24 protein-coding genes and 1 pseudogene are annotated in these 24,489 nt (G+C 61.9%); 10 read left to right on the top strand and 15 right to left on the bottom strand.

Translation table 11 applies throughout. From position 1 onward, the window contains the following. The first annotated feature begins 238 nt into the window (after window positions 1-238). Window positions 239-1,000, top strand: a complete 762-nt coding sequence (gene cobF, locus U873_RS0123985) for a precorrin-6A synthase (deacetylating) (protein ID WP_025130665.1) — start codon at window positions 239-241, stop codon at window positions 998-1,000. Window positions 1,001-1,039: 39 nt separating this feature from the next. On the opposite strand, the gene ftrA is transcribed toward cobF, so the two are convergent. Next, window positions 1,040-2,023, bottom strand: coding sequence for a transcriptional regulator FtrA (gene ftrA / locus U873_RS0123990; RefSeq protein ID WP_025130666.1), 984 nt, complete (start codon window positions 2,021-2,023; stop codon window positions 1,040-1,042). A 102-nt stretch (window positions 2,024-2,125) separates the two neighbouring features. On the opposite strand from ftrA, the gene U873_RS0123995 reads away from it, so the two are divergent. From U873_RS0123995 to U873_RS0124010, 4 genes are all read left to right on the top strand, one after another. Beyond that, entirely contained in the window at window positions 2,126-2,560 is a 435-nt protein-coding gene (locus U873_RS0123995; RefSeq protein ID WP_025130667.1) for a rhodanese-like domain-containing protein, read from the top strand. 274 nt (window positions 2,561-2,834) lie between these two features. Continuing rightward, the gene (locus U873_RS0124000) at window positions 2,835-3,614 is read left to right on the top strand and encodes an ABC transporter substrate-binding protein (protein WP_025130668.1); all 780 of its coding nucleotides are present in this window, start codon (window positions 2,835-2,837) and stop codon (window positions 3,612-3,614) included. A gap of 102 nt (window positions 3,615-3,716) precedes the next feature. After that, the gene (locus U873_RS0124005; RefSeq protein WP_025130669.1) at window positions 3,717-4,829 is read left to right on the top strand and encodes a M14 family metallopeptidase; all 1,113 of its coding nucleotides are present in this window, start codon (window positions 3,717-3,719) and stop codon (window positions 4,827-4,829) included. 74 nt (window positions 4,830-4,903) lie between these two features. Further along, window positions 4,904-5,284, top strand: coding sequence for a hypothetical protein (locus tag U873_RS0124010; RefSeq protein WP_025130670.1), 381 nt, complete (start codon window positions 4,904-4,906; stop codon window positions 5,282-5,284). A 10-nt stretch (window positions 5,285-5,294) separates the two neighbouring features. On the opposite strand, the gene U873_RS34830 is transcribed toward U873_RS0124010, so the two are convergent. Beyond that, window positions 5,295-6,089 carry a hypothetical protein gene (locus U873_RS34830; RefSeq protein ID WP_157838121.1) on the bottom strand — a complete coding sequence of 265 codons (795 nt, stop codon included), beginning with the start codon at window positions 6,087-6,089 and terminating at the stop codon, window positions 5,295-5,297. Between the two features lie 132 nt (window positions 6,090-6,221). On the opposite strand from U873_RS34830, the gene U873_RS0124020 reads away from it, so the two are divergent. Continuing rightward, entirely contained in the window at window positions 6,222-6,938 is a 717-nt protein-coding gene (locus U873_RS0124020; protein WP_025130672.1) for an alpha/beta hydrolase, read from the top strand. Between the two features lie 13 nt (window positions 6,939-6,951). Here the strand turns inward: U873_RS0124020 and U873_RS0124025 are convergent, their stop codons facing one another. After that, the gene (locus U873_RS0124025; RefSeq protein ID WP_025130673.1) at window positions 6,952-7,530 is read right to left on the bottom strand and encodes a hypothetical protein; all 579 of its coding nucleotides are present in this window, start codon (window positions 7,528-7,530) and stop codon (window positions 6,952-6,954) included. A 258-nt stretch (window positions 7,531-7,788) separates the two neighbouring features. Next, the gene (locus tag U873_RS0124030) at window positions 7,789-8,562 is read right to left on the bottom strand and encodes a hypothetical protein (protein ID WP_025130674.1); all 774 of its coding nucleotides are present in this window, start codon (window positions 8,560-8,562) and stop codon (window positions 7,789-7,791) included. Between the two features lie 307 nt (window positions 8,563-8,869). On the opposite strand from U873_RS0124030, the gene U873_RS0124035 reads away from it, so the two are divergent. Continuing rightward, window positions 8,870-9,397 (top strand): chalcone isomerase family protein, encoded by a 528-nt coding sequence (locus U873_RS0124035; RefSeq protein ID WP_025130675.1) that lies wholly within the window; start codon window positions 8,870-8,872, stop codon window positions 9,395-9,397. 10 nt (window positions 9,398-9,407) lie between these two features. Here the strand turns inward: U873_RS0124035 and U873_RS0124040 are convergent, their stop codons facing one another. Beyond that, on the bottom strand, window positions 9,408-9,875 hold the full coding sequence (locus tag U873_RS0124040) for a thiol-disulfide oxidoreductase DCC family protein (RefSeq protein WP_025130676.1): 468 nt from the start codon (window positions 9,873-9,875) through the stop codon (window positions 9,408-9,410). Window positions 9,876-10,029: 154 nt separating this feature from the next. Between U873_RS0124040 and U873_RS0124045 the strand changes: the two genes are divergently transcribed. Beyond that, on the top strand, window positions 10,030-11,349 hold the full coding sequence (locus U873_RS0124045) for an Nramp family divalent metal transporter (protein ID WP_025130677.1): 1,320 nt from the start codon (window positions 10,030-10,032) through the stop codon (window positions 11,347-11,349). Between the two features lie 680 nt (window positions 11,350-12,029). On the opposite strand, the gene U873_RS36770 is transcribed toward U873_RS0124045, so the two are convergent. From U873_RS36770 to U873_RS0124070, 6 genes and pseudogenes are all read right to left on the bottom strand, one after another. Next, on the bottom strand, window positions 12,030-13,268 hold the full coding sequence (locus U873_RS36770; RefSeq protein ID WP_157838122.1) for a hypothetical protein: 1,239 nt from the start codon (window positions 13,266-13,268) through the stop codon (window positions 12,030-12,032). A gap of 152 nt (window positions 13,269-13,420) precedes the next feature. After that, on the bottom strand, window positions 13,421-14,383 hold the full coding sequence (locus U873_RS0124050) for a lysylphosphatidylglycerol synthase transmembrane domain-containing protein (RefSeq protein WP_025130678.1): 963 nt from the start codon (window positions 14,381-14,383) through the stop codon (window positions 13,421-13,423). Beyond that, window positions 14,380-15,120 (bottom strand): SDR family oxidoreductase, encoded by a 741-nt coding sequence (locus tag U873_RS0124055; protein ID WP_025130679.1) that lies wholly within the window; start codon window positions 15,118-15,120, stop codon window positions 14,380-14,382. The genes U873_RS0124050 and U873_RS0124055 overlap by 4 nt, the downstream gene beginning before the upstream one ends. Further along, window positions 15,117-16,430, bottom strand: coding sequence for an FAD-binding oxidoreductase (locus U873_RS0124060; protein WP_025130680.1), 1,314 nt, complete (start codon window positions 16,428-16,430; stop codon window positions 15,117-15,119). Before U873_RS0124060 ends, U873_RS0124055 begins: the two co-directional genes overlap by 4 nt. Then, a complete protein-coding gene (locus tag U873_RS0124065; protein WP_115658639.1) occupies window positions 16,427-17,848 on the bottom strand; it encodes a UbiA family prenyltransferase in 1,422 nt (473 codons plus the stop codon). Before U873_RS0124065 ends, U873_RS0124060 begins: the two co-directional genes overlap by 4 nt. Before the next feature lie 286 nt (window positions 17,849-18,134). Continuing rightward, window positions 18,135-19,064: pseudogene (locus tag U873_RS0124070) on the bottom strand (LysR family transcriptional regulator); the annotation flags it as partial. 113 nt (window positions 19,065-19,177) lie between these two features. Here U873_RS0124070 and U873_RS0124075 point away from each other — a divergent pair. Then, entirely contained in the window at window positions 19,178-19,681 is a 504-nt protein-coding gene (locus U873_RS0124075) for a DMT family transporter (protein ID WP_025130683.1), read from the top strand. A gap of 2 nt (window positions 19,682-19,683) precedes the next feature. Continuing rightward, window positions 19,684-20,136 carry a DMT family transporter gene (locus U873_RS0124080; RefSeq protein ID WP_011060563.1) on the top strand — a complete coding sequence of 151 codons (453 nt, stop codon included), beginning with the start codon at window positions 19,684-19,686 and terminating at the stop codon, window positions 20,134-20,136. A 6-nt stretch (window positions 20,137-20,142) separates the two neighbouring features. Here U873_RS0124080 and U873_RS0124085 read toward each other — a convergent pair whose 3' ends face one another. The 4 genes from U873_RS0124085 to glcD are packed head-to-tail and all read right to left on the bottom strand — an operon-like array spanning window position 20,143 to window position 24,358. Then, complete coding sequence (locus U873_RS0124085; protein ID WP_025130684.1) at window positions 20,143-20,550, bottom strand: heme-binding protein; 408 nt, start codon at window positions 20,548-20,550, stop codon at window positions 20,143-20,145. Window positions 20,551-20,573: 23 nt separating this feature from the next. Next, on the bottom strand, window positions 20,574-21,791 hold the full coding sequence (glcF, locus tag U873_RS0124090; RefSeq protein WP_025130685.1) for a glycolate oxidase subunit GlcF: 1,218 nt from the start codon (window positions 21,789-21,791) through the stop codon (window positions 20,574-20,576). Between the two features lie 3 nt (window positions 21,792-21,794). Beyond that, on the bottom strand, window positions 21,795-22,859 hold the full coding sequence (gene glcE / locus U873_RS0124095; protein WP_025130686.1) for a glycolate oxidase subunit GlcE: 1,065 nt from the start codon (window positions 22,857-22,859) through the stop codon (window positions 21,795-21,797). Next, window positions 22,859-24,358 (bottom strand): glycolate oxidase subunit GlcD, encoded by a 1,500-nt coding sequence (gene glcD, locus U873_RS0124100; protein ID WP_025130687.1) that lies wholly within the window; start codon window positions 24,356-24,358, stop codon window positions 22,859-22,861. Before glcD ends, glcE begins: the two co-directional genes overlap by 1 nt. Window positions 24,359-24,489: the final 131 nt, after the last annotated feature.

Raw genomic sequence — 24,489 nt, forward strand, 5'->3', positions numbered from 1 at the left:
CTAGCGTCCTTGAGCGCTTGCCCTCGAGGCGGCCAGGAAAACGCCCCGGGGAGGGCCATGGCTGATCGGCATCGCCGCTGACGGGGCGCCGCCCAGCGCTTAGTCGGTAGCGGCGGCCAGGAGCGTTCTCGCCCGGCCAATCGCGAGGGGCTAGAACCCACCGTGGCCACTGCGGCTTTTCTCACCCCGCCAAGGCGGCCCATACTTGTCCGCTGAAACAGCAGCGAGAGCATGGCCCATGAAAAACCTCCTGGTGATCGGCATCGGCGCCGGCCACCCCGACTACATCACGATGCAGGCTGTCAAGGCGTTGAACCGCTGCGATGTGGTGTTCCTCATGGACAAGGGGCCGAGCAAGGACTCGCTGATCGACCTGCGCCGCGAGTTGTGCGAACGCTACATCACCGAGCGTCCCTATCGGTTCGTCGAGGCACAGACCCCGGAACGCCAGCGGGGCGAGGTGGACTACCGGAACAGCGTGCAGGCCCTCAACCAGGACAAGCAGCAGATCTTCGAGCGCCTGATCAACGAGGAGTTGGCCGAGGGCGAAACCGGGGCCTTCCTGGCCTGGGGCGACCCGGCCCTGTACGACAGCACCCTGCGCATCCTGCAGGCGATCCTGGCCAGCGGCGCGGCGCAGTTCGACTATCAGGTGATCCCCGGCATCACCAGCGTCCAGGCCCTGGCGGCGCAGCACAAGGTGCCGTTGAACCGCATCGGTCGTTCCGTGGAAATCACCACCGGGCGGCGCCTGGCGGCAGGCCAGGCGAGTGACGCCGACAGCCTGGTGGTGATGCTCGATGCCGAGGATTCCTACCGCCAGTTGCGTGATCAGGACCTGGAGATCTACTGGGGGGCCTACCTGGGCACGGCGGATGAAATCCTCATCAGTGGCCGCCTCGACGAGGTCGCCGACGAGATCCGCCGCGTGCGCCTGCAAGCGCGCCAGAGCCATGGCTGGATCATGGACACCTACCTGCTGCGCAAGCCTGGGGACTGAGCCGCCCCGCGACAGCCGGCCGGGGTGGTGTGGCCGGTTTCAGCCTGCCGGCCCCTGCAAGGGCGCGCCCCGGCCGAAGCGCTCACGGTACACCGAGGGCGCCAGGCCCACCCGACTGCGAAAGGCCACGCGGAAACTCTCCACCGAGTGATAGCCGCAGCGCAGGGCGATGGCCTCCGTGGTTTCGCTGCCGTTTTCCAGCAACTCCCGGGCCCGGGCCAGGCGCTCATGTTGCAGCCAGGCCTTGGGCGCTGCACCGGTGGCCTCGCTGAAGCGCCGCAGGAAGGTGCGTTCGCTCATCAGCGCCTGGGCTGCCAGTTCGCTGACCGTCAGTGGCTGGTGCAGGCGTTCCCGGGCCCATTGCATGACCCGCGACAGGTCGCTGCGCGGCGTGCGGCTGACCGGGGCCGGAATGAACTGCGCCTGGCCACCGGTGCGCTGCGGCGACATCACCAGGCGCCGGGCCACGCTGTTGGCCACCTGGGTGCCGAAGTCCCGGGCCACCAGGTGCAGGCAGGCGTCGATACCGGCGGCGCTGCCGGCGGAGGTGATCAGTTGCCCGGCGTCGACGTAGAGCACGTCCGGGTCCACCTGGATGTTCGGGAAGCGCTGCGCCAGCTCCGCGGCGTAGCGCCAGTGGGTGGTGGCGCCCAAACCGTCCAGCAGGCCGCTGGCCGCCAGGGCGAACACGCCAGAGCAGATCGACAACAACCGTGCGCCACGCTCATGGGCCCGGCGCAGGGCTTCCAGCAGCTCCTGCGGTGGCGCTTCGTCGCGGCTGCGCCAGCCGGGCACGATGATGGTTCGTGCCTGGTCCAGCAGCTCCAGGCCGCCGTCGGCCAGGACCTGGATACCGCCCATGGCACGCATCGGCCCCGGGTCCACGGCAACGATGCACTGGGTGTACCAGGGGAAGTCGAACTCCGGCCGGGCCAGGCCGAAGATCTCCACGGCGATGCCGAACTCGAAGGTGCAGAGGCCGTCGTAGGCCAGGATGGCCACCAGGCCGGGCTGATTGTTCATTTGGCGGAAAATTACCAGTCGCTGTCCGAGGCGCCACTGTAGCGCCCGGGGCCGGGTGGATACAGTGTTTCCCACCCCACCGTGACTTTTTGGAGCGTCCTCATGACCAGCCTGGTACGCAATACCGCCGCTGCCCCTTCGGCCATCGCCCTGATGCACTTTGCCAATCGCCTGAGCTTTGAAACCGATTGTTCCGACGTCTACGCCAGCCAGCAGGCCGGGGAGGTGGATTTTGTCCTGGTGGATGTGCGCAGCCCCGAGGCCTATGCCCGGGGGCATGTGCCGGGGGCGATCAATCTCCCGGGAAACCGCCTCGATGGGCAAACCCTGGCGGCCTATCCCCGGGACAGCCTGTTCGTGGTGTATTGCGCCGGGCCCCACTGCAACGGCGCGAACAAGGCGGCGCTGAAACTGGCGGCCCTGGAATACCCGGTCAAGGAGATGATCGGAGGCGTCACCGGCTGGCTGGACGAAGGCTTCCAGCTCAGTACCCAGGCGCCGCGGGCCGAGGGCCAGCCAATCGCCTGCGCCTGTTGACCGTGCCTGCCGCCGGCGTGCAGTGAGGCGGCTTTAGCAAGGACCGGGAGGACCTGGCGGCGGCACCATTGCAGGGCGTTGCCCGGGGTTTTTCGCCGAGCAGTGCACCACGCCCGAGCGGGGCTGAAAGGCCCCGCCCAGCGCTGTGTTTTTTCTATAAGTATTTGTCGCATAAAAACAATTTGCTTCCCGGGCGCCGCTCTAGACTGCTGGCCACTTCGATGTCACACAATCGAATTCTGCCAATAAAAGTCTCCGGCTCCTGGAGTTATAAATGAACAAGTTTGTGCTGTTCGGTGCCCTGGCACTGTCGCTGTTTTCCCTGACTGCTTCGGCCGACGAGGCCAAGCCGATCCGCATCGGTATCGAAGCCGGCTACCCGCCGTTCTCGATGAAGACCCCCGATGGCAAGCTCACCGGTTTCGACGTCGACCTGGGCGATGCCCTGTGCGAGCAGATGAAAGTCAAGTGCACCTGGGTCGAGCAAGAATTCGACGGCCTGATCCCGGCGCTGAAGGTGAAGAAGATCGACGCCATCCTGTCGTCCATGACCATCACCGACGACCGCAAGAAGAACGTCGATTTCACCATCAAGTACTACCACACCCCGGCGCGCTTCGTGATGAAGGCCGGGACCAGCATCAAGGACCCGCTGACCGAGCTCAAGGGCAAGAAGGTCGGTGTGCTGCGCGCCAGTACCCACGACCGCTTCGCCACTGAAGTGCTGGTGCCGGCGGGCATCGACCTGGTGCGCTACGGCTCCCAGCAAGAAGCCAACCTGGACATGGTTTCCGGCCGCGTCGACGCGCTGCTGGCGGACTCGGTCAACCTCAACGATGGCTTCCTCAAGACCGATGCCGGCAAGGGCTTTGCCTTCGTAGGCCCCGAGTACAACGATCCGAAGTACTTCGGCGGCGGTGCCGGCATTGCCGTGCGCAAGGGCGACAAGGCGCTGGCGGAGCAATTCAACACCGCCATCAGCGAGATCCGCGCCAATGGCAAGTACAAGCAGGTGCAGGACAAGTACTTCGACTTCGACGTCTACGGCGAGTAAGCCGCGGCACTGAAAAAAGGTGGCGGGCGTAATGCGCTCGCCACCTTTTTTGTGCGCGGCTGTTTTATCCTGCGCCACGCCTTTTCTGATCCCGGAGCCACCATGCAACGCATCGACCATTCCTTGCCCTGGGGCCACCTGGGCACTTCGCGCCAGCTCAGCGTGTTCCGCTTCGGCAATGGGCCGCGCAAGGTATACATCCAGGCCAGCCTGCACGCCGATGAACTGCCGGGCATGCGCACCGCCTGGGAATTGAAGCAGCGCCTGGCCGAACTGGAGGCCCGGGGCCAGTTGCAGGCTGTGATCGAGCTGGTGCCGGTGGCCAATCCCATCGGCCTGGACCAGCAGGTGCAGGGCAGCCACCTGGGGCGTTTCGAGCTGGGCAGCGGCAAGAACTTCAACCGCGCCTTCGTTGAACTCAGCGTTCCGGTGGGGAACCTGATCGGCGCGCAACTGGGGGAGGATGCCGCGGCCAACATCGCTCTGATTCGCCGCACCATGGTTCAGGTGCTGGAACAGCTGCCGGCGCCAGCCTCCCAGCTGGAAGCCCTGCATCGCCTGTTGCTGCGCCACGCCTGCGATGCCGATGTCACCCTCGATTTGCACTGCGACTTCGAGGCGGCGATCCATCTCTATGCCTTGCCCCAGCACTGGCCCCGCTGGCAATCCCTGGCGGCGCGCCTGAAGGCCGGGGTGGCGCTGCTGTGCGAAGACTCCGGCGGCAGTTCCTTCGACGAGTCCTGCTCGTCGCCCTGGCTGCGCCTGGCCCGGGATTTTCCTCGGGCGGCGATTCCTCCGGCCAACCTGGCCACCACCCTGGAGCTGGGCAGCATGGGCGATACCCGGGTGGAACAGGCCCGGGCCAACTGTGAAGCGATCCTCGGTTTTCTGGCCGAGCAGGGCTTTATCAGCGGCGACTGGCCGGCGGCGCCCGCCGCCTGTTGCGAAGGCATGCCCTTCGAGGGCACCGAATACCTGTTCGCCCCGCACCACGGGGTGGTCAGTTTTCTGCGTGAAGCCGGGGAGTGGGTGGAGCAGGGCGATGCCCTGTTCGAAGTGGTCGATCCCTTGAACGATCGGCTCAGCACCGTGCGGGCCGGCACCTCTGGCGTGCTCTTCGCCCTCGACCGCGGGCGCTACACCCAGCCGGGGATCTGGCTGGCCAAGGTAGCCGGGCGCGCGGCGATACGCGCGGGCAAGCTGATCAACGATTGAAAGCGCACGCCGGCGACCGGGTCTGGCGCGCAGCGCCGGCCTGTGACGAAAGCTCCTGCAATGAATGGACATCCATGGCCCGACCGTCCCTGTGCATCCGCCTGCTGTTCGCCCTGTGCCTGCTGGCGGCCAGCTTCAACCACCTGCACGCGGCCTTCGAGCACGGCCTGCTCTGGGACTATGGCTACGGCGACGATACGCCCCTGGCCAGCCGGGCTTTCTGGGGGGCGCTGACCCTGTTCGACCCCTTGGCCGTGCTGCTGTTGTGGCGGCGCCCGCGTTGGGGCCTGGGGCTGACCCTGGGGATCATCCTGGTGGATGTGCTGCACAACAGTTTCTATGTGGCCGCCCACCGCCAGTGGCTGGAAACCTTCTACCTGTCCCAGGTGGGGTTCCTGCTTGTGGTGCTCTTGCTGCTGCCCCTGGCCTGGCGCGGGCTGCCAGCCAGGGGGTGAGGCAGCGGGTTCAGGGGGCTTTTTTTGCCATGGCCTCGAACATGTTCCCCAGGCTGATGGGGTCGAGGCAGTTTGGAGCCAGGGCCCGGACTTTTTGGAAATAGCCTCGGGTCGCGGGTTTCTCGATATCGTCCTTGAGTGCCAACAGGTAGTAACCGTCGGCGCGGAACTGCTCCAGGCTCAACTGCACCGGGGTGTAGAGATTTTGCAGCGTGGCCAGCGGCCGCTCCGGCTCGATCTCGGGCATCTTGCTTGGCTTGAAGCAGAAGGAGTTGAGGGCCGGCAACGGGTAGTGCTCCCCATAGGGATCGGGTTGTTCCAGGGTCTTGAGCAGCTGTGCCCGCAGGCGCAGCAGTTCGGGGTCATCGAACTTGAAGCGCTGGAACGCCGTGTCACAGTCACGCAACAGCAGCACTGCGGCCGCCAGCAGCCCTTGGTCCGCAGCGTTTTGGTACAGCCCACAGGCCTTGGCGTGTTGCGCGCTGTAGTCCTTGCTGGCGAGGGTCTTGCGGCGTTCTTCGAGGTTCGCCAGCAGGTAGCTGGCGACCCCGTGCCCGCCATCGCTGGCCTGGCGCAACTGGCGCTCGTAGAGCTCAACGTTGTGCGTCACCTGCTGCATGACCTGGACCATTGCCTGGGTGTCCAACTGCTGTTCCTGCTCGATCATCCGCTCCAGCCGTTGCTGGTTGTCCTCGGCTATCTGCATGGCGTTCTGCAAGGCGCGCTCGGCCTCGGCACTGGGCGCAGCCTGCAGGGAAGTGCTCAGGCCAAGGCTGAACAGCAAGGGTAAAAGATGCCGCTTCAATGACGTTTCCTCCTTGAATGGCCGCGCAGGATACGGGGCGCAAAGGCAGGCGGCCAGTACCGCGCTGATGATCCTTCGGGCCGGGCAATGCTAGGCTTTGGCGATTCGGTTTTTCTCTTCAAGGAGCAGTACATGATCCGCTACCTGGCGTTGTTGGCGCTGTTGGCCGCACCTTGGGTCCAGGCCGGCAGCGCGCTGCACGACGACCTGCCCCTGAGCTATATGGAGCAGGCGCCTGCCGAGACCCGCAACCAGCCGCTGGTGATCTTCCTCCACGGCTACGGCAGCAACGAGGCCGATCTGTTCGGCCTGCGCGAGGGGTTGCCGGCGGGCTACACCTACCTCTCGGCCCGGGCGCCGCAGACCCTGGAAGAGGGCAGCTACCAGTGGTTCCACCGCAAGGGCCAGGGCGCCTATGACGGGGTGACCGAGGAACTGGCCGACAGTGCCAGCCTGATCGGCCAGTTTGTCCGGGCGGCGGTCGCCAAGTACCACACCCAGCCGGACAAAGTGGTGCTGGTGGGTTTCAGCCAGGGCGCGGTGATGGCCTATGAAGTGGGCCTGCGGCATCCGCAGTCGGTGCGCGGGATTGCCGCCCTGAGCGGGAAGATCCTGCCGGTGCTGGCCGCGCAGGTGAAAAACAACCCGGCCTTGCAGCGCCTGGGGATCTTTATCGGCCACGGCACCGCCGACCAGCGTTTGCCCTACAGCGATGGGATCGAGGCCAATCACCTGCTCCAGGGCCTGTCGCTGAAGCCGCAATTCCATGCCTACCCGGGCATGGGCCACAGCATCAGCGAGGTCGAGATCAACGACCTCAGCCACTGGTTGCAGGGGCTCTATCCCTGAACCGGCCGGGGCCTCACTGACCGAGGATCTGCTTCATCAAGGCGGCGTGGCCGGCCGGATCGGCGGCCCGGGAAATCACCTGGATCACCGCCATGCGGGTGCCGGACCCGGCGATCAGCGTCGAGTTCAGGGTCTGCCCGCCGCCCTGGGTGGCGGTGCTGTCGATCTGCCGTACACCCAGGCCCTTGAGGGTCATGCTCTTCTCGCTCTGCTTGCTGAAGTCCGGCAGCGCGGCGGCCTGTTGCGAAAGAAAGCCGCTCACCGCCTCATCGAGAAAGGCCGCGTCGTTGTCCTTGACCTGGGCGCCATTGGGAATGGTGTTCTGCGCGGCGATCACCACGCTGCGGGTGGTCGCGTTGGCGTACAGGGTGCCACTGGCGCCCTCGGTGCCATTGGTTTCGCTGCCTTGCGCCAGGGGAGAGGCGCTGAAGCCCTTGGGCAGGGTGAAGGCGAGCTTGCCGCCGAGCAGCGAGACCTTCTCCCCTGAGCCCTGCTTGGTCGTGGGTTGGCTCGCGGCAACGGCGTTCAGCGCCCCCAGGCTTGCCAGGGTGGCGAACACCAGGACCAGGGCTTTTGTTGCGAAGGATGACATGCACAATCTCCGGGCAGAGGATCAAAGGCGCGCATCATCCCACGGCCGTCACAGCCTGCTCCAGAGGGATTTCTTACGCCGGACCAATGGCCCAGGTCCTTACCGGCAAGGGCGGCAGGGAGCTGTTCGCCCGGGCTGGCTCCCCGGGCCAACCCCATGGACGCGCGGCGGCTGCTCGGCGGCGCCGGAGCCTATGGCCAGGGAAGGGCTCATCCCCTCAATCGCCGGGGGCCCAGTCACTCTTCAGGGGCTCCTCGGTCAGCGCCGCTCATCCCCGGCAGCGCTCGGTTGCAAGAGGTGCTTGCTCAAGGCCAGTACCAGCATCGACACCGCCACCCCCAGTACGAACGCTGCCAGTCCCAGCGCGGGCAAGGCCAGGGCCAATACCAGGCAGAAGGCGGCGAAGGAATACAGGCCCGTGCTCAGGGCGCGCAGCAGTAGCGTGGTAAAGGCTGCACCCTGGCTCTGATGGGAGAATACCGCCAGTACACTGCCCAGGACCGGGAACACCGCGAGCATGCCGCTCCAGCGCTCGCCGACGTGGTTGGCCAGCAGGGTCACGGCCAGGGTCAGCAGGGCGCCAGCGAGCATGCGGTAAGCCAGCCGGTCGGAGGTTGCCGCGGGCAGGGCAGGCCCCGAGCTGACCTTGGGGAAGGCGCGGGGCGCCAGCAGCAGGGCGCTGGCGGCGCAGAAGATGGAGAACCCCAGGGAGGTCGGAACCTGGGCGATGGCCGTGGCCAGCAGTGCCCAGACCAGTGTGGCAATCGCCAGGGCCCCGGGCCAGGCCAGGGTCTGCGCCGCATGGCTGTAGGCGACGCTGAAGGCAATCATGGCGAACACCGCCGACAGCGCGGCCACCGCGGCATGGGCGGCGAACGCCTGACCCTGCTCCAGGGCCAGGAACAGCAGGATCGGCCCCACCACCACCGGAAAACCGGCCAGCCAGCCGGCGACATTGGGCCCCCAGCGTTTTCCCGCCAGGGAGATCAGCAGCAGGAAGCCCGGAACCGTCAGCAGTTTCAACAGCAGCATGGGGGCACTCGGTGGATGAACGGTGCGACACGCTAGCATCCAAATGCGCCTTTGGCGCGTATCACTGGACAAGGGCGGCACAGACCGGCCGGCGCAAGGGCCGGTCGGCAGGGTTCAATGGGGCGGCGCGGCACCGCACGCCCGGGGAACGTCTCACGGGGCTGTGGCCGACCCCGCCGTTGCGGACCTGAGGTCAGGCCCTGATACAGGGCGTGCCAGCTGAGTGATTGGCGGCCTCGGGTCCTTTTCCGTTCTTCGGGCCAGCGCCTGCTGCCGGGCGCTGGCCCACTGCTGGAGGGCAGGGTGAATGAAAGACCGATTGCTGCACTGCATCCGTGGTGGCCTGTGGCTGTTGCTCCTGCTCGGCGCCACGGCCAATGCCGGTTGGCAGGAAGCCTTGCCCGATGCCCGCCTGGTGGGCAGCGGCGAGTTCAGCTGGTTCGGCTTCAAGGTCTACCGGGCGCGGCTCTGGAGCACGCTCACGCCCCTGGCCGCCGACCGCCCTTTTGCCCTGGAGTTGACCTACCGGCGTAACCTCAGCCGCGACGACCTGGTGCAGGCCAGCCTCGATGAGATCAAGCGTCTGTCTGGGGCCAGTATCAGCCCGGGGCAGCTCGAGGCGTGGCAGCGGCAGATGGAGCTGTCCTTTGTCGATGTCACGCCGGGCCGTACCCTCACCGGGGTGCGGCTGCCCGGTCGTGGGGTGCAGTTCTTCGTTGACCAGCGCCTGCAGCACGAGGTGGATGACGAGGCCTTTGCCCAGGCCTTCTTTGCGATCTGGCTCGATCCGCGCACGCGCAATCCGCACCTGCGTGAGCAACTCCTGGGGCCGTAGGCGCAAATGCTCAGGGGGAGGGGGCGTCGTCGAGAAACCGTCCCTGGTGATCCGGGCTGGGCAACAGGCAGACATCGTAGCGGCCGAACCAGCGGTAGCGGTTGCGGGCAATCCGATCGTAGACCCAGTCCCGCAGTGGCCGGGGCACCCCGCGCAGCAGGCGCACCCAGCGCCAGGGTGCGGGGAGCTGGGCCATCAGCCGGATAAAGGCCTCGGAGCGCTGGGACAGGCGCGAGCCCTCGATCAGCACCACGCTGTCGAAACACTCGGTGGGCAAGCCGAACCAGGCCAACAGCGCCTGGCCCTGGGGCGATTGCACCGAGGCCAGCTTGATCCGCCGTTCAGCGTCATGGCCGATGACAAAGCGCACCGAGGCATTGCACAGCTTGCACACGCCGTCGAACAGCAGCACCCGGTCGCCGGGTTGCAGAAAGGGCGGCAGGCGCTCGTCTGCTGAAGGTGTTTCGCAGCTGTTCACAGGGCACCCTGGAAATAAAGTCGATACCCGCAGCAGTTTTCTGCGGGGTGGAAGCTGCGCAGCATACTCCCCTCAAGACAGAAAATTCAGGCTTGGGCGCGCTCGCGCAAACGTCTAAGCTGGGCCCCTGCGCCAATCTGCCGTGGAAGCGTCCGTGAAATTCAGCCTGCCGAAATTAGCCACTGCCCCCTTTTGCCCGCCGGAAGTGGCGGGTTCCGTGTCCGTCGACCCCAGCGCTTCGCTGTGGCGGCGCCTGCTGCGCTTCGCCGGCCCCGGCTTGCTGGTTTCCATCGGCTACATGGACCCCGGCAATTGGGCCACGGCCATCGAGGCCGGCTCGCGCTACGGCTACAGCCTGCTGTTCGTGGTGCTGCTGGCGAGCCTGGCCGGGATGGCCGTGCAGTGCCTCTGCTCGCGCCTGGGGATTGCCACCGGCCGCGACCTGGCGCAGCTTTGCCGGGAGCGCTACAGCACCCGTTCGGCGCGCACCCAGTGGCTGCTGGCGGAGGTCTCGATCATCGCCACGGACCTCGCCGAAGTGCTGGGCTGCGCCCTGGCCTTCCACCTGTTGCTGGGGGTGTCCCTGAGCACCGGGATCGTCATTACCGCCTTCGATACCCTGCTGGTGCTGGCCTTGCAGAACCGCGGCTTTCGCCGGCTGGAGGCGATCATGCTGGCGCTGGTGGCGACCATCGGCGTGTGCTTCTTCATCGAGCTGCTGCTGATCAAACCCTATTGGCCGGAGGTGGCCCGGGGCTTCGTGCCGTCGTTGTCAGCCATCAGCGACGCCGCGCCGCTGTACCTGGCGATCGGCATCCTCGGCGCCACGGTGATGCCCCACAACCTCTACCTGCACACCTCCATCGTGCAGACCCGCCAGGTGGGCCAAGACCTGGCCAGCCGCCGGGAGGCGGTCAAGCTGGCGCGGATCGATACCATCGGTTCCCTGGCCCTGGCGCTGCTGGTCAACGCGGCGATCCTGATCCTTGCCGCTGCGGCCTTTCACAACACCGGCCACAGTGACGTGGTGGAGATCCAGGACGCCTACCACCTGCTCGACCCGCTGGTGGGCGGGGCCCTGGCCAGCGTACTGTTCGGCGTGGCCCTGCTGGCTTCGGGGCAGAGCTCGACCTTCACCGGGACCATTGCTGGCCAGGTGATCATGGAGGGTTACCTCAATCTGCGGATTCCCTGCTGGCAGCGGCGCCTGATCACCCGTGGGCTGGCCCTGATCCCGGCGTTCATCGGCGTCTGGCTGCTGGGCGATGGCGCCGTGGGCCAGTTGCTGGTGCTGAGCCAGGTGGTGCTCAGCCTGCAACTGCCGTTTGCCCTGTACCCGCTGATCCGCATGACCAACGACCGGCGCCTGATGGGCGAGTTCGTCAACCGCTGGCCGACCAAGGCCCTGGCCTGGAGCCTGTTCGCCATCATCAGCGCGGCCAATGCCTGGCTTTTGCTGGCGTTGATCATTTGAACGCGTATGCCCCCTCGGCTTGGGATTGAGAGGATGCTTCAAACGGTGCAGGTTGTAATTTTCTGATGGAGTTATTTTAAGTTGTCTCTCTTTTTATTTCTCAAGCGATCTGGCAGCGTTTGCAACTATAAAGTGAGAAAGTTTTAATGTGATAAGTGGGGTGTGGGGGCTAAAAAAGCTGAGGGGTAATCTATCCAGGCAATGATTTATAGGGGCTGGCTTCGTGCTTGTTAAAAGTTACTTGTATGATCTATTCGGCATTGCTGAATAGTAAAAAAACATCCTTGTCGTGTCTCAGGAAACTTTGGATGCTTGGCGATTTTGCTATGTTTTCTGCTTCGGAGTTTAGCCTGCATTTTCTTGTAAGTTCTTCGAGATGGGGTGGAGAGTTTCTATTTTTGAAGAGGTGCGAGTCATGTTCATGGTTTAAGCTATTATTCATGGGTCAAGTTGTAGTAAGGGACGTATTTGCCTCGATATCGCGATCATGCATAAGACTCAGTAGCAGTTGAGTGTTTGTCTTGCTGGCTCCAGAAAAGTTCGGGAGCTAGCATGAGGTTCTATTTTTATAAACTTGAATATCTGGGTGGGACTAATCTGTAGCTGCGGAATGGGAACATGTCTATATCGCAGTGATTGTCGTGTTGGGTTGGTTGTTAATGAATGCTTTTATTCTTTAGTTAGTTAGGGGCAGTATTTTTAGCGCAGAATGATATGTTGTTTGCCAACCAGTCAAAGTCGAAATAACTTGAGACTTGTGCTGCTTTGGACAAGGCTAAGCAGGGATCTAGGCTGTTGGTTACTCCGAGGGGGCCCAGGACTATCGAGCTGGCTATAAGGAAAATACATGTCTTCTTGTTACTGTGCAAAAATATACAGACATAATCTCTCAGTGAGGAATCTCTATACAGAAAAATAGAAATGGCAATAAAGATGTTGGTGATGGCCAACGACCACCATCTAAAGTGGTCACTTCCTAGGGGGTAAAGTGCTAGCGGAGACAGTGCTGCAAGCATAACCAGAAACATTGGTTTGCTAAGCTTGGGTTTGTTATTCGAATTTATAAATTTTCTTGCTAGGAAAATCATTGGTAATAAAATGAATGTAAATGCGATTAGGCTGTGAAGAATGTATTTGATTGATGCTCCGGCATGTGCTGTCCTGTTTATATTTTGGATAACTCCTCCCTTGTATAAAACATCTAGCGAGTCGCTGACAACCCAGTTCCCGTATTTTTCCCTAGAGAGTAGCAGGTCTTTTTCCAGGTTTTCATGGTTAAGTAACCCTTGTGTGGAAACAATGTAGGTAACTGCCAGTAAAGCTATGAGTGTCAGGAGTTTAATTGGTAGTTTTTTGGGGTCTGGCTCAATGTATATCCAGTAAGCAATAACCAATGGTACATACATGAAGAAAGAAGCTTCATGTGCGAGTATTGAAGTGCTCATCGAAATAAGTACAATCAATGCACCCAGTGGGCCACGGAATCTTGTTATAAAAAGCATTGAGGTTAAGGCGAGAGCTAAGCAGAAGGTATCAAATCTGCCTGGGTCGTAAATGAAATGTTGGAGGGTTGCTGGGTGGGTGAGTGCGATAAAGAAAAAAATCCAGATGCCGGCTTTTCCGCTTTTCGAGACAGGTACGTAGAATACGATTGTGAGGAGGGCAAGTGCACTGCTAAGTATGATGTACGAAGCTATGGCGATATTGTTGCGGTCGATATGGTCTACAAATATTCTTAGCGCTTCGCCTAGTAGACCTCTTTTGACAAAGCTTTCAGAGTAATTGAAAAGCCACTGAGTGGAGTTCCAATTGCTAATTGCAGTGTGCGATCTGAGGAGAATTAGGGTTGATAAGAAGATGAATAGCAATAGCATCACTTTTTTTGGGGGTAGATAAACTCCATGATTATATTGATTCATAGGGGGTCCTAGATTTGAACTCTTGAGTTTTTTCATTTTTTCGAGTGATGGGCTGAATGGTTTATTTCTTTTCGGATGGATGCGTTTTTTATGTGATTGGTTCTTAGATGTTGGTGTGGAAACTGTAGGTCGTTTTTTGTCGTTGCCGACTTTTAGTGTATGTTGCTTACGCTACGAATGTTGCTATACCACAGACTGATAGCTCCAATTCCTACTGCGAACCACAGTGTGGCGAGTCTTATCAGTACTGTTGCTGCGATAGCATCAGGGGTGGGCATACCTTTCCACACCAGCAGGCTAACCATCACTGCTTCGGCGCCGCCCAAGCCTCCTGGCATGAAACTCAAGGCACCTGCCAGCATTGCCAGAGCGTATACGAATACGGCGAATGTGGGAGTGATCTCGGCTCCCATCCAAGAAAGAATCCAATAGAACGCGAGTGCTTCTGAGCTCCAAGCAATAAGACTTAACAACGTTGCGCTAAGTAGTAAGTGCAAGCGGTGGCAGGCTTGGGCGTCTAACAAAATCTGAAGAAGGTGTTTTACCAAGTCGAATATTTTGTGATTTCGTTTATCAACCAGTTTGAGAGATCCTTCGATTACCCGACGTTGAGAAAAGGCCAGGAGACCGATAAGAGCCAACATGGAGGCAAGGAGAACCATCGATTGGGCTGCGGGGTATTGAGTTAAGCCGAACAGTGTCAGCAACACCACCGCAATCAGGTCTGACAATCGCTCACTGAAAAAAGCCGCAAAGCTCTTGGAGTAGGGGACGCCCCAAGGTTTTAGGAGTACCCCGCGCAGAGCCTCTCCAGCTTTGCCTGGGGTGGTAGTCAAGGCAAAGCCGGAAAGATAGATTCTGAGACTTGGTTGCCAGGCGATGGGGTACCCTAGAGCTTTCAGATAGCCTTGCCAGCGCAAGAAGCGTAATGCGTAGTTTAGCGATGACATCAACAGGGCTATGGCAATGCCGATAGCCCCTACTTCTTTGATTGCCGCGTTTACGGCCTGCCAGCCCCCCCATAGGGAGAAGAGTAGATATCCCAAAGCTGACAGTACGACCGAGAAGATGACGGCCCGATACTTCCAGCCAGATAGATAGTTGGCCTCACTCACAAACTGAGTCTCTTGAAAATAGGCTGCGGAATACTACGAATGATCAACATGATCAATGCCCAGAATCCGGGCGTATAAAGGACCGCAGCTTTGCTATTGATTCCCTTGATGATCCGTATCGCAACTTGTTCTGGAGTTGCAACCATCGGGCGTGGGAGAGCAAGCCCCTGAGTCATTGGAGTATCGACAAACCCCGGCTTAATAGTGGTTACATATACACCAGCTTTGAACAGGCGCGCTCGCAGGCCTTCGCAGAAGGTGGATACAGCGGCCTTCGCGGTACCGTAAAGATAGTTGGAGGGGCGTCCACGGTCACCTGCGACAGACGAAATGACCGCCAGACTACCGCACCGCTGAGTTTCCAGGTGATTAGCCAGAAGACTCAGCAGAGCGATAACCGAAGTGCCATTTGTAGCAAACTCTTGCAGTGCGACTTTGGTATCCCGCTCACAGGCCTTTTGATCAGGTAAGGTGCCGTGCGCGATGAGGATAATGTCGATTTGCTGCATTGCGGCCAGGCAACTTTCGAGCATGGCTGGGTGCTTATCCAGATGATTGACGTCCATAGAATGCTGGTGGACAGCCTTTGCCCCTCTTACGCTTAGATCCGCTGCAGTATGTTGCAGCTTTTCTTCGTTGCGCGCGACCAGGAATAATTCATTTCCTTGCTCGGCCCACAAGCGGGCGCAGGCTGTAGCAATTGCTGAAGTGGCGCCGATTATCAGTACTCGTTTCATGTTGTGACTCTTTTCCAGAAGCGGGACATCAAGGTGGGGTCGCGTAGTTTTTCCAGTTCTTCCCATGCCGGATAAGCCCGACGAAAGTGCTCGCCACTCATATGTGCATCCTTGGCCGGGTACAATCTGCCGCCGGCGTCATGGACAATGCTGTCAAGGCGCTGAAAAAGTGCGTTGAGCTTGTTGGCCTGAGGAAAGTCCAAGGCCAAGGAGGTACCTGGTAAGGGGAATGACAGGAGCCCGGGCGAGCTGATGTCACCGCAACGTTTGAGGACTGCGAGGAATGAGCCCTGCCCAGTATCAGCAATTGTCTTAAGTAAAAGATGCATGGTGGGCGCTGCCGCGTCATCTGGGATTACACACTGGTATTGTTGGAAGCCTTTACTGCCATAGATACGGTTCCAGTGCAGGATGCGATCCAGCGGGTAAAAGAACGGCTCATAGCTAGCTCGACCGATTGTTCGGCGATTAGGCTGCAGTCTCCAATAAGCCTCATTGAATGCATGCAGTGATACATTGTTGATCATTGAAAAAGGTAGAGTAATCGGTACGCTGAGCTTCGAACGCGCCTCAATTTCCAAGGAGCCGTAGGGCGCATGGTCGCCAACGATAAATACCCCTCGTCCAGTGTTAGAGCCTTTTGCCAGGCAATCTATCCAGGCCACGCTGTATTCATGTTGATTATCGAGTTCGGCGGATAAGTTAAAGAACTCCGTCAGATTGTCGAAGCGAACGGTAACAGTATCGATCTGACTGGTTCGGATCGGTAGCAGTTGAATCTCCACCCAGCTAATGATCCCTGTAAGACCAAGACCGCCAATGGTTGCTGCATATAACTGCGGATTTTCAGTTGGCGAGCATATCAGTGTGCCCTGTTCGTGCCGCACCAATCCAAAGCGCCGTACATGTTTGCCGAAGGTGCCGCGCAGATGATGATTTTTACCGTGAACATCATTGGCCACTGCGCCGCCCAGAGTGACGAACTGAGTTCCGGGGGTGACTGCCAAGAACCATCCCTTGGGGACGGCAACGGCGAGAATGTCGGCCAGTGTTACGCCAGCCTCTGCCAATAACGTACCGTTTTGCCAGTCAGCCTGGATAAAGCGGTTTAGGCCTCGCATATCCAGTACTTGGTTGCTGTTCGCCAGGCAACTGTCACCGTAGCTGCGACCATTGCCGTAAGCGAGAGTGTCGGAATGAGTCTTGATGATGTGACTCAGCTGGCAGGCTATATCACCACGCCAGTTACAGTTATGCGCTATTTGGGGCTCGTGAGGATAGTTTCCCCAGCTATGTAACGAAGTGCTCATGCTGCCACCCAGAACACCAGGCCGAACAAGATGCCCACTAGTACGCTGACTTTATCTTTAATTGCAAAAACTACCGGATCATCGTGCATCTTTCCCCGATGGGTCAGCATCCATATCCGGGTAGTCCAAAACAATAATAACGGGCAGGCCAGCCAGATAATCTGCGGATGGGAGTACAGGCCAATAGTGGCTTGTTCGTGGATGTAAAGCGCCAGAACCATGACCGCCATGTATCCAGAGGATGCCCCTAGGGAAGAGATCATTTCCAAGTCTGCTGGGTAGTAACCTCGCCCCCTGGTTTTTTCGGTACGACCTTTACGACGTGCATCCCAGAGTTCGGCGTATCGTTTGACCAACGCTAGGCTGAGGAAGATAAACATCGAAAAGGCCAGCATCCAGAACGTCAGTACGAGTTCCATTGCTGCGGCGCCGGCGATGATTCTGATGGTATAAAGCAGCGCCAGCGCTATCACATCGATTGCCATATAACGCTTCAGGGAGAGTGAGTAGCCCAAGGTCAGCAAGTAATAGGTCGCCATGACGGCTGCAAATTGCCAGGGTAACAGCAGCAGCGCGCCACTGAAGGCACTGATTATTAAGAGAGGAAAGACCTTAAGGCCGGAGCTAATTGTTAAGCGGCCTGATGCGAACGGACGATGGCGCTTGCTGTGGTGGTGGCGGTCGTCTGTAAGGTCAAGCAGATCATTGAGTAAATACACGCTGGAGGCGCATAGACCGAATAGAACGAAAGCCAGAACTCCCTGCCATAGCAATGTCAGGTTGGTGAGTTGGTGGGCGGCCAGCAGAGGGGCGAAAATCAGTGCGTTTTTCATCCATTGGTGCAGCCTGAGTGCCTTGGTCCAGTCCTTCAGCGAAGAGGATTTTGAGCGGATGACTTGTTGCACGTTGCCATGTACAGCTGCTCGACGCTCAACGCCTTTGTCTGGGTTGACTACATAGACATGTCTTGCCGCTTTCCATACGGGAATATCGTCGTGGGAGTTTCCTGCATAATCAAACCCCTGGTCACCATAGTGCTGGATCAGCAAGTCGCGTTTTTGCTTGCCTGAGAGGTTTTGACTTGAGGTCGTGGCTAGGACCTGATCAAACAGGTTCAGATGCGTTGCTATCTGTTTGGCCAGTGAGTAGTGGCTCGCTGTCGCGAGAACGATGCGACGTCCTAGGCTGCGCTCGGTTTTGATCAGTTCAATGACCTGCGGATCATAGGGAAGAACGCTGACATCGATATTGCTCGCAAGGGCAAGCCCCTCCTTGAGAGCCGCTTTCCCTTTGGTTAGCCAGATAAACGGCTTGAACAGACTCAAAGGCTGGTTGCGTAAGAAGGTCATGCCCGTTTCAAAAAGGAGGTCGGAATTTAGCAGGGTTCCGTCGAGATCAACAACGAGAGGAGGAGTGATTGTTGTCACGAAAGCTTTCTCTGGGTGCAGGTAACTGCAAATTCAATTCTGGGGTCAGCCCTCATTCAACAGGCTGATATTAAACGCTAAAGGATCCTTTAATTTTATAACTTGGTCAATTTGCGTTGATGGTCTTCCGATCAGTGCGAGTCATTGTTTAATTGAAATTACTCGTTGAAAAGTTAGATGAGTCTGAAGAACCTGGATGCTTAGAGGGAATGGGATCAGGGGGTAGATGATCAGCCTTAGTAGCCCGGCTAGGGGACTCCTCACTCAGAGTGTGTAAGCGATCCCAGTAGGGCTCGGGGCCGAATTTCTCGACGAAGAAGTCGATCACCGTGCGCACTTTCACTGACAGCCGTCGGCTGCCGGGCCAGAGGGCGGCGATCTGTTGCGGTTCGAGGCTGGTGGCCACGTCGAAGTCTTCGAACAACGCCACCAGCCGGCCCTGGTGCAGGGCTTCGCCAATCAGCCAGGAAGGGAACATCACCAGCCCCAGGCCCTGTTCGGCGGCCTGGGTCAGGGTGTCGGCGTGGTTGCCGGTCAGCGGGCCCTTGACGCTGTAGGGCGTCCAGTCTGCCCGGCCCTGGCGGAAGAACCAGCGCTGCTGGCCGGTCTCGCCCTTGTAGGCCAGGCACTGGTGCTGGTGCAGTTGCTCCGGGTGCTGCGGGGTGCCGTGCCGGGCCAGGTAGGCCGGGCTGGCCGCTACCCGGTAGCGCTGCGGGGCCAGCAGGCGCGCCTGCATCGAGGAGTCTTCCAGGGTGCCGATGCGAAACAGCAGGTCAGTGCCGTCCTGCAAGGGGTCGATGTAGCTGTCGGTCTGCTGGATATCCAGTTGCAGCTTCGGGTAGCGCCGGTGCAGTTCACCGAGCCAGGGCGACAGGTGGCGCTGGCCAAAGACCACCGGGGCGTTGATCCGCACCAGCCCGGCCGGTTCGTCCTGCTGTTCCTGCAACGCCTGTTCGGCTTCCTCCCACTGCGCCAGCACCCGCCGCGCGTGGTGCCCCAGCAGGCGCCCGGCCTCGGTGGGGCTGACGGCGCGGGTGTGGCGGTAGAGCAACTGCTGGCCCAGGGCCTGTTCCATCAGTTGGATCTGCCGTGAGATGGACGAGGGCGCCAGCCCCTCGCGGCGCGCCACGGCAGAAAAACTGCCCTGGTCGAGCACGGCGATAAACAGGCGCAGGGCCTTGAAACCGAGGTCGTTGAAGCCGTGCATAGGTCGATCCTGCTGTGCGTTTTGCGCAAAGGTGTTGTCGGCATGCTCCCATTTATCGCAAAGCATGCGCAATCGATAATGCCGGCCATTCCTTGATCTCGAGCAGGTGTTGCATGTCCTCTGAAACCATAGAAGTACCGCTGCCCAACCCGGTGGCAAGCGCTCCACCCGCTGCCGGCTGGCAGCGCCTGATGCTGTTGCCGCTGGTGATCCTGGCGGGCATGGGCCTGTCGGTGGAGGCCGGCCTGCTGGGCCCGCTGGGGAGCCAGGTGGGCCATCTGTGGGCCACCCTGAGCATCTTCGGCGTGGGCACGGCGCTGCTGTTGCTGCTGCTGTTGTTCAGCGGCCCGCAGCCCGGCCCGGCCTTCAGCCAGTTGCCGCGCTGGCAGTTGCTGGGCGGAGTGCTGGGGCCGATCTACGTGGTGGTGCTGACGTTGGCCACGCCCCATATCGGCATTGCCATGACCATGATCGCGATCCTTTCCGGGCAGGTGGGCAAAAGCGTGCTGATCGACCATTTCGGCTGGTTCGGCAGTGCCCGCAAGCCGGTCAATGCTGAACGCTGGCTGGCCCTGGCGCTGATTGTGCTGGCCCTGATCCTGATTGCCCGAGGTTGAAGATGAATCTGTTTCTATTGCTGGTTGTGGTGGTGGCCGCCGGTGCGGTGCTGAGTGTGCAGGCGGCGATCAATGGCCGCCTGGGGGAAAGCGTCGGTGTGTTGCGCAGCAGCTTGCTGACCTTTGCCGTAGGTGCCCTGATCACCGGGCTGCTGATCGTGTTTTTCCAGCCGCCCCAGGCCATGAGCCTGCTGCAGGCGCCGAAATGGCAACTGACCGGCGCGCTGTTCGGCGTGGTCTACATGCTGGTGATGGTGGGGGCCGTGCCCCGGGTCGGCACCGCGGTGGCCACGGTGGCGGTGATTCTCGGGCAGTTGGGCATGGGCATGCTGATCGACAACTTCGGCTGGTTCGGCAACCCGGCCATCGAACTGTCGCCCAGCCGCCTGCTGGCGATGCTGTGCCTGGCCCTGGCGCTGCTGTTTATGTACCGCAGCAGCGTACGCCGCGCCTGAACCTGTTCAGTCGCCCTCCAGGCAGGCGGCGCCAGCCAGTGCCACCTGGGCGTCTTCACCGGACTTGACCCCGGAAACCCCCACCGCGCCGACCACCTGGCCGCCGACGCGGAGCGGCACGCCGCCTTCCAGGGAGGTGAGCAGCGGCGCCGAGAGAAAGGCGCTGCGCCCGCCATTGACCATGTCCTCGTAGGCTTTGGATTCGCGCCGGCCGAGGGCCGCGGTGCGGGCCTTTTCGGTGGCGATGTAGGCACTGATCGGCGCGCAGCCGTCGAGGCGCTCCAGGGCCAGGGGATGGCCGCCGTCGTCGACCACGGCGATGCTCACCGCCCATCGGTGGCGCTGGGCCTCGGTGCGGGCGGCGGCGAGGATGCGGCGGGCTTCGTCTTGACCCAGTACGGCTTTGTGCTGCATGGCGATCTCCAGGGGCGTGAGGTTCAGGGCAGGGCAGCTTCCAGCACTTCGATCCAGTGCCGCACCGGGGTCCGGCCGGCGCCGTCGAGGTGGCTCTGGCAGCCGATATTGGCGGTGACGATAAGGTCCGGGCGGCCGCTTTCCAGGGCACAGAGTTTGTCGTCGCGCAGTTGCCGGGCCAGGGCCGGCTGGGTCAATGAGTAGGTGCCTGCCGAACCGCAGCACAGGTGGCTGTCAGGCACCGCGGTGAGGTGGAAGCCCAGGCGTTGCAGCAGGCTTTCCACGGCACCGCCGAGTTGTTGCGCGTGCTGCAGGGTGCAGGGGCAGTGGAACGCCAGGCGCTGGTCGCTGTGGGCGCCGAGCTGTTCCAGGGGTTCGTCCCGCAGCACTTCCACCAGGTCCCGGGCCAGGGCACTGACCCGCTGGGCCTTGCTGCGGTACGCCGGGTCATGGGCCAGCAGGTGCTGGTAATCCTTGATGAAGGCGCCGCAGCCGCTGGCGGTCTGGACGATGGCTTCGGCCCCCAGTTGCAGGTGCGGCCACCAGGCGTCGATATTGCGCCGGGCGCGCTGCAGGCCGGCTTGCTGGGCATCCAGGTGATAGTCCACCGCGCCGCAGCAGCCAGCCTCGCTGACCGGTTGCACGCTGATGCCCAGGCGATCCAGGACCCGCGCTGCCGCAGCGTTGGTATTGGGTGACAGCCCCCGCTGCACACAACCTTCGAGCAGCAGCACGCGCCGCCCATGGTGCATTCCAGGGCGCGGCTTGGCTGTTGGTACCCGGCGCGGCAGCTTGTCCTGCAAGGCCTGGGGCAATAGCGGGCGCAGGCGGCTGCCGCCCTGGATCAGGGCCTTGAACAATTGCGGGTTGGCGCTCAGCGCCCGCAGGCCGCGGCGCAACCATTGCTGGCCGGCGGGCCGAGGCAGGGCCGCATCCACCGCGGCACGGCCGATGTCCAGCAGGTTGTGGTAGTCGACCCCGGACGGGCAGGTGGTCTCGCAATTGCGGCACGACAGGCAGCGGTCCAGGTGCTGCTGGGTCTCGACTGTTGCCGGTGCGCCTTCGAGCACCTGCTTGATCTGGTAGATGCGTCCGCGCGGGCCGTCCAGCTCATCACCGAGCAGTTGATAGGTGGGGCAGGTGGCGTTGCAGAAACCGCAATGCACGCAACTGCGCAGGATGCGTTCGGCTTCCTCGGCGCGGGGCAGTTGCCGGGCGCTGGGGCTGAGGGTGGTCTGCATGGTCTAGAACTCCGCGTAGAGTCGGCCGGGGTTGAAGATCCCTTGCGGGTCCAGTTGCGCCTTGAGGCGCTGGTGGTAGTGCAGCAAGGTCGGCGCCAGGGGCTGGAACGGGCTGTCTTGCAGGCCGTGGCTGTAGCAGCTGGCATGGCCGCCAACGGCGCTGACAACGGTGCGGATCTCGGCCGCGCTGGCGTCGGTCTTCAGCCAGCGCTGGGCGCCGCCCCAGTCCAGCAGTTGTTGGCCGGGCAGGGGTAGCAGCGGCGTGTTGTGCGGCACCGACAGGCGCCACAGCGGCAGGCCGGGGTTGAAGAAGTCCAGTTGCTGTTCGTTGAGCTGGTTCCAGTAGCCCGGGTCCAGGGGCTCGCCGCCGAGCCGGTCATGGGCCGCCGCCACCGAGCCTTCACCGCCCTCCAGGCGCAGGTGCAGGCGTTCGCCGTCATGGCAGGCGGCGCTGATGGGCAAGGGCTGCTGGCCCCATTCGGCAAGCTGGGCGAGGGCCCGCTGGCGGTCCATTTCCAGGCTCAGGCTCAGGCATTGCCGGGGCTTGGGCAGGACCTTCAGCGAGACTTCGGTGATCACGCCAAGGCAGCCGTAGCTGCCGGCCATCAGCCGCGACAGGTCGTAGCCGGCGACGTTCTTCATCACCTCGCCGCCAAAGCGCAGGTGCTGGCCGCTGCCGCTGATGATCCGGGTGCCGAGGACGAAATCGCGCACCGCCCCGGCCCAGGGCCGGCGCGGCCCGGACAGGCCGCTGGCAAGCATGCCGCCCAGGGTCGCGCCCGCGCCGAAGGCCGGCGGTTCGCAGGGCAGCATCTGCCCGGCGGCGTCCAGGGTGGCGTGCAGCTCGGCGAGCGGCGTGCCGGCCCGGGCGCTGATCACCAGCTCCGTGGGGTCGTAGCCGACGATGCCGCGATGGCTGCGGGTATCGAGGATTTCCCCGGCACTCTCGCGGCCAAGAAAGTCCTTGCTGTTGGAACCCTGGATGCGCAGCGGGGTGTTGCTCGCCAAGGCATCGCGCACCTGTTCCAGCAAGGCCTCGGCGGCGTCGAAATCGCTGGCTACGTTCATCAGAATCGCTCCAGTTCGGGGAAGGGCAGTTGCCCTTGGTGGATGTGCATGGCGCCGAACTCGGCGCAGCGGTGCAGGGTCGGGATGTTCTTCCCCGGGTTGAGCAGGCCGCTGGGGTCGAAGGCCGCCTTGACCGCGTGGAACAGGGTCAGTTCGTGGCGGTTGAACTGGGCGCACATCTGGTTGATTTTCTCCCGGCCCACCCCGTGCTCGCCGGTGATGCTGCCGCCCACCGCCACGCACAATTCGAGGATCTTGCCCCCCAGGGCCTCGGCCCGCTCAAGCTCGCCGGGCTGGTTGGCGTCGAACAGGATCAGCGGGTGCATGTTGCCGTCGCCGGCATGGAACACGTTGGCCACCCGCAACTGGTACTCGGCGGCCAGCCGGGCGATGCCCTGCAGTACGCCTGGCAGCTGGCGGCGGGGGATGGTGCCGTCCATGCAGTAGTAGTCCGGGGACAAGCGCCCCACCGCCGGGAAGGCGTTCTTGCGCCCGGCCCAGAAGCGCACGCGCTCGGCCTCGTCCCGGGCCAGGCGCACCTCGCTGGCGCCGGCCCGTTCCAGCACCTGGCGCACGCGCTCGCAATCGTCATGCACATCGGCTTCCACGCCGTCCAGCTCGCACAGCAGGATGGCCTCGGCGTCCACCGGGTAACCGGCGTGGATAAAGTCCTCGGCGGCGCGGATCGCCAGGTTGTCCATCATCTCCAGGCCGCCGGGGATGATGCCCGCGGCGATGATGTCGGCCACGGCACGGCCGGCGGCCTCCACCGAATCGAAGGCTGCCAGTAGCACCTTGGCCACCTGGGGCTTGGGCAGCAGCTTGACCGTGACCTCGGTGATCACCCCCAGCAGGCCTTCGGAGCCGGTGAACAGCGCCAGCAGGTCGAACCCCGGCGTGTCCAGGGCATCGCTGCCCAGGGTCAGGGCCTCGCCCTGCACGGTGAAGGTCTCGACCTTGAGCAGGTTGTGCACGGTCAGGCCGTACTTCAGGCAATGCACGCCGCCGGCGTTTTCCGCGACATTGCCGCCGATGGAGCAGGCGATCTGCGACGAAGGATCGGGGGCGTAGTACAGGCCCAGAGGCGCTGCGGCCTGGGAAATCGCCAGGTTGCGCACCCCCGGCTGGACCCGGGCGCAGCGCGCGGCGGGGTCGATGTGGAGGATGTCCTTGAAACGCGCCATCACCAGCAGCAGGCCCTTTTCCAGGGGCAGGGCCCCCCCGGACAGGCCCGTGCCGGCGCCCCGGGCTACCACGGGCACCCGCTGTGTGTGGCAGATCTGCAACAGCCGCTGCACCTCGTGCAGATGACGGGGCAGGGCCACCAGCATCGGCGTGGTGCGGTAGGCGCTGAGGCCGTCGCATTCATAGGGCTTGAGTTGTTGCGGCCGGTCCAGCAGCTCCAGCTCCGGCAACTGTTGGCGCAGGGTGCGGATCAGGTGCTCGCGGTCGACGTCGGGCAGGGCGCCATCGACTGTTTCGTCGTAGAGAATCGTCATGGGCGGCTAAGGACCTTGTGTGGTTTTTATCAGGTCGCGACGGCAGAACGGTTGCCTTGCATGATTGGCCTGCCGGGCCTTAGTGTCCATGTGTGCCGGCAGTGGTCGAACCACTTTGTTTTTTATCGACT

The organism is Pseudomonas sp. PH1b (assembly GCF_000633395.1).
Taxonomy (GTDB): Bacteria; Pseudomonadota; Gammaproteobacteria; order Pseudomonadales; family Pseudomonadaceae; genus Aquipseudomonas.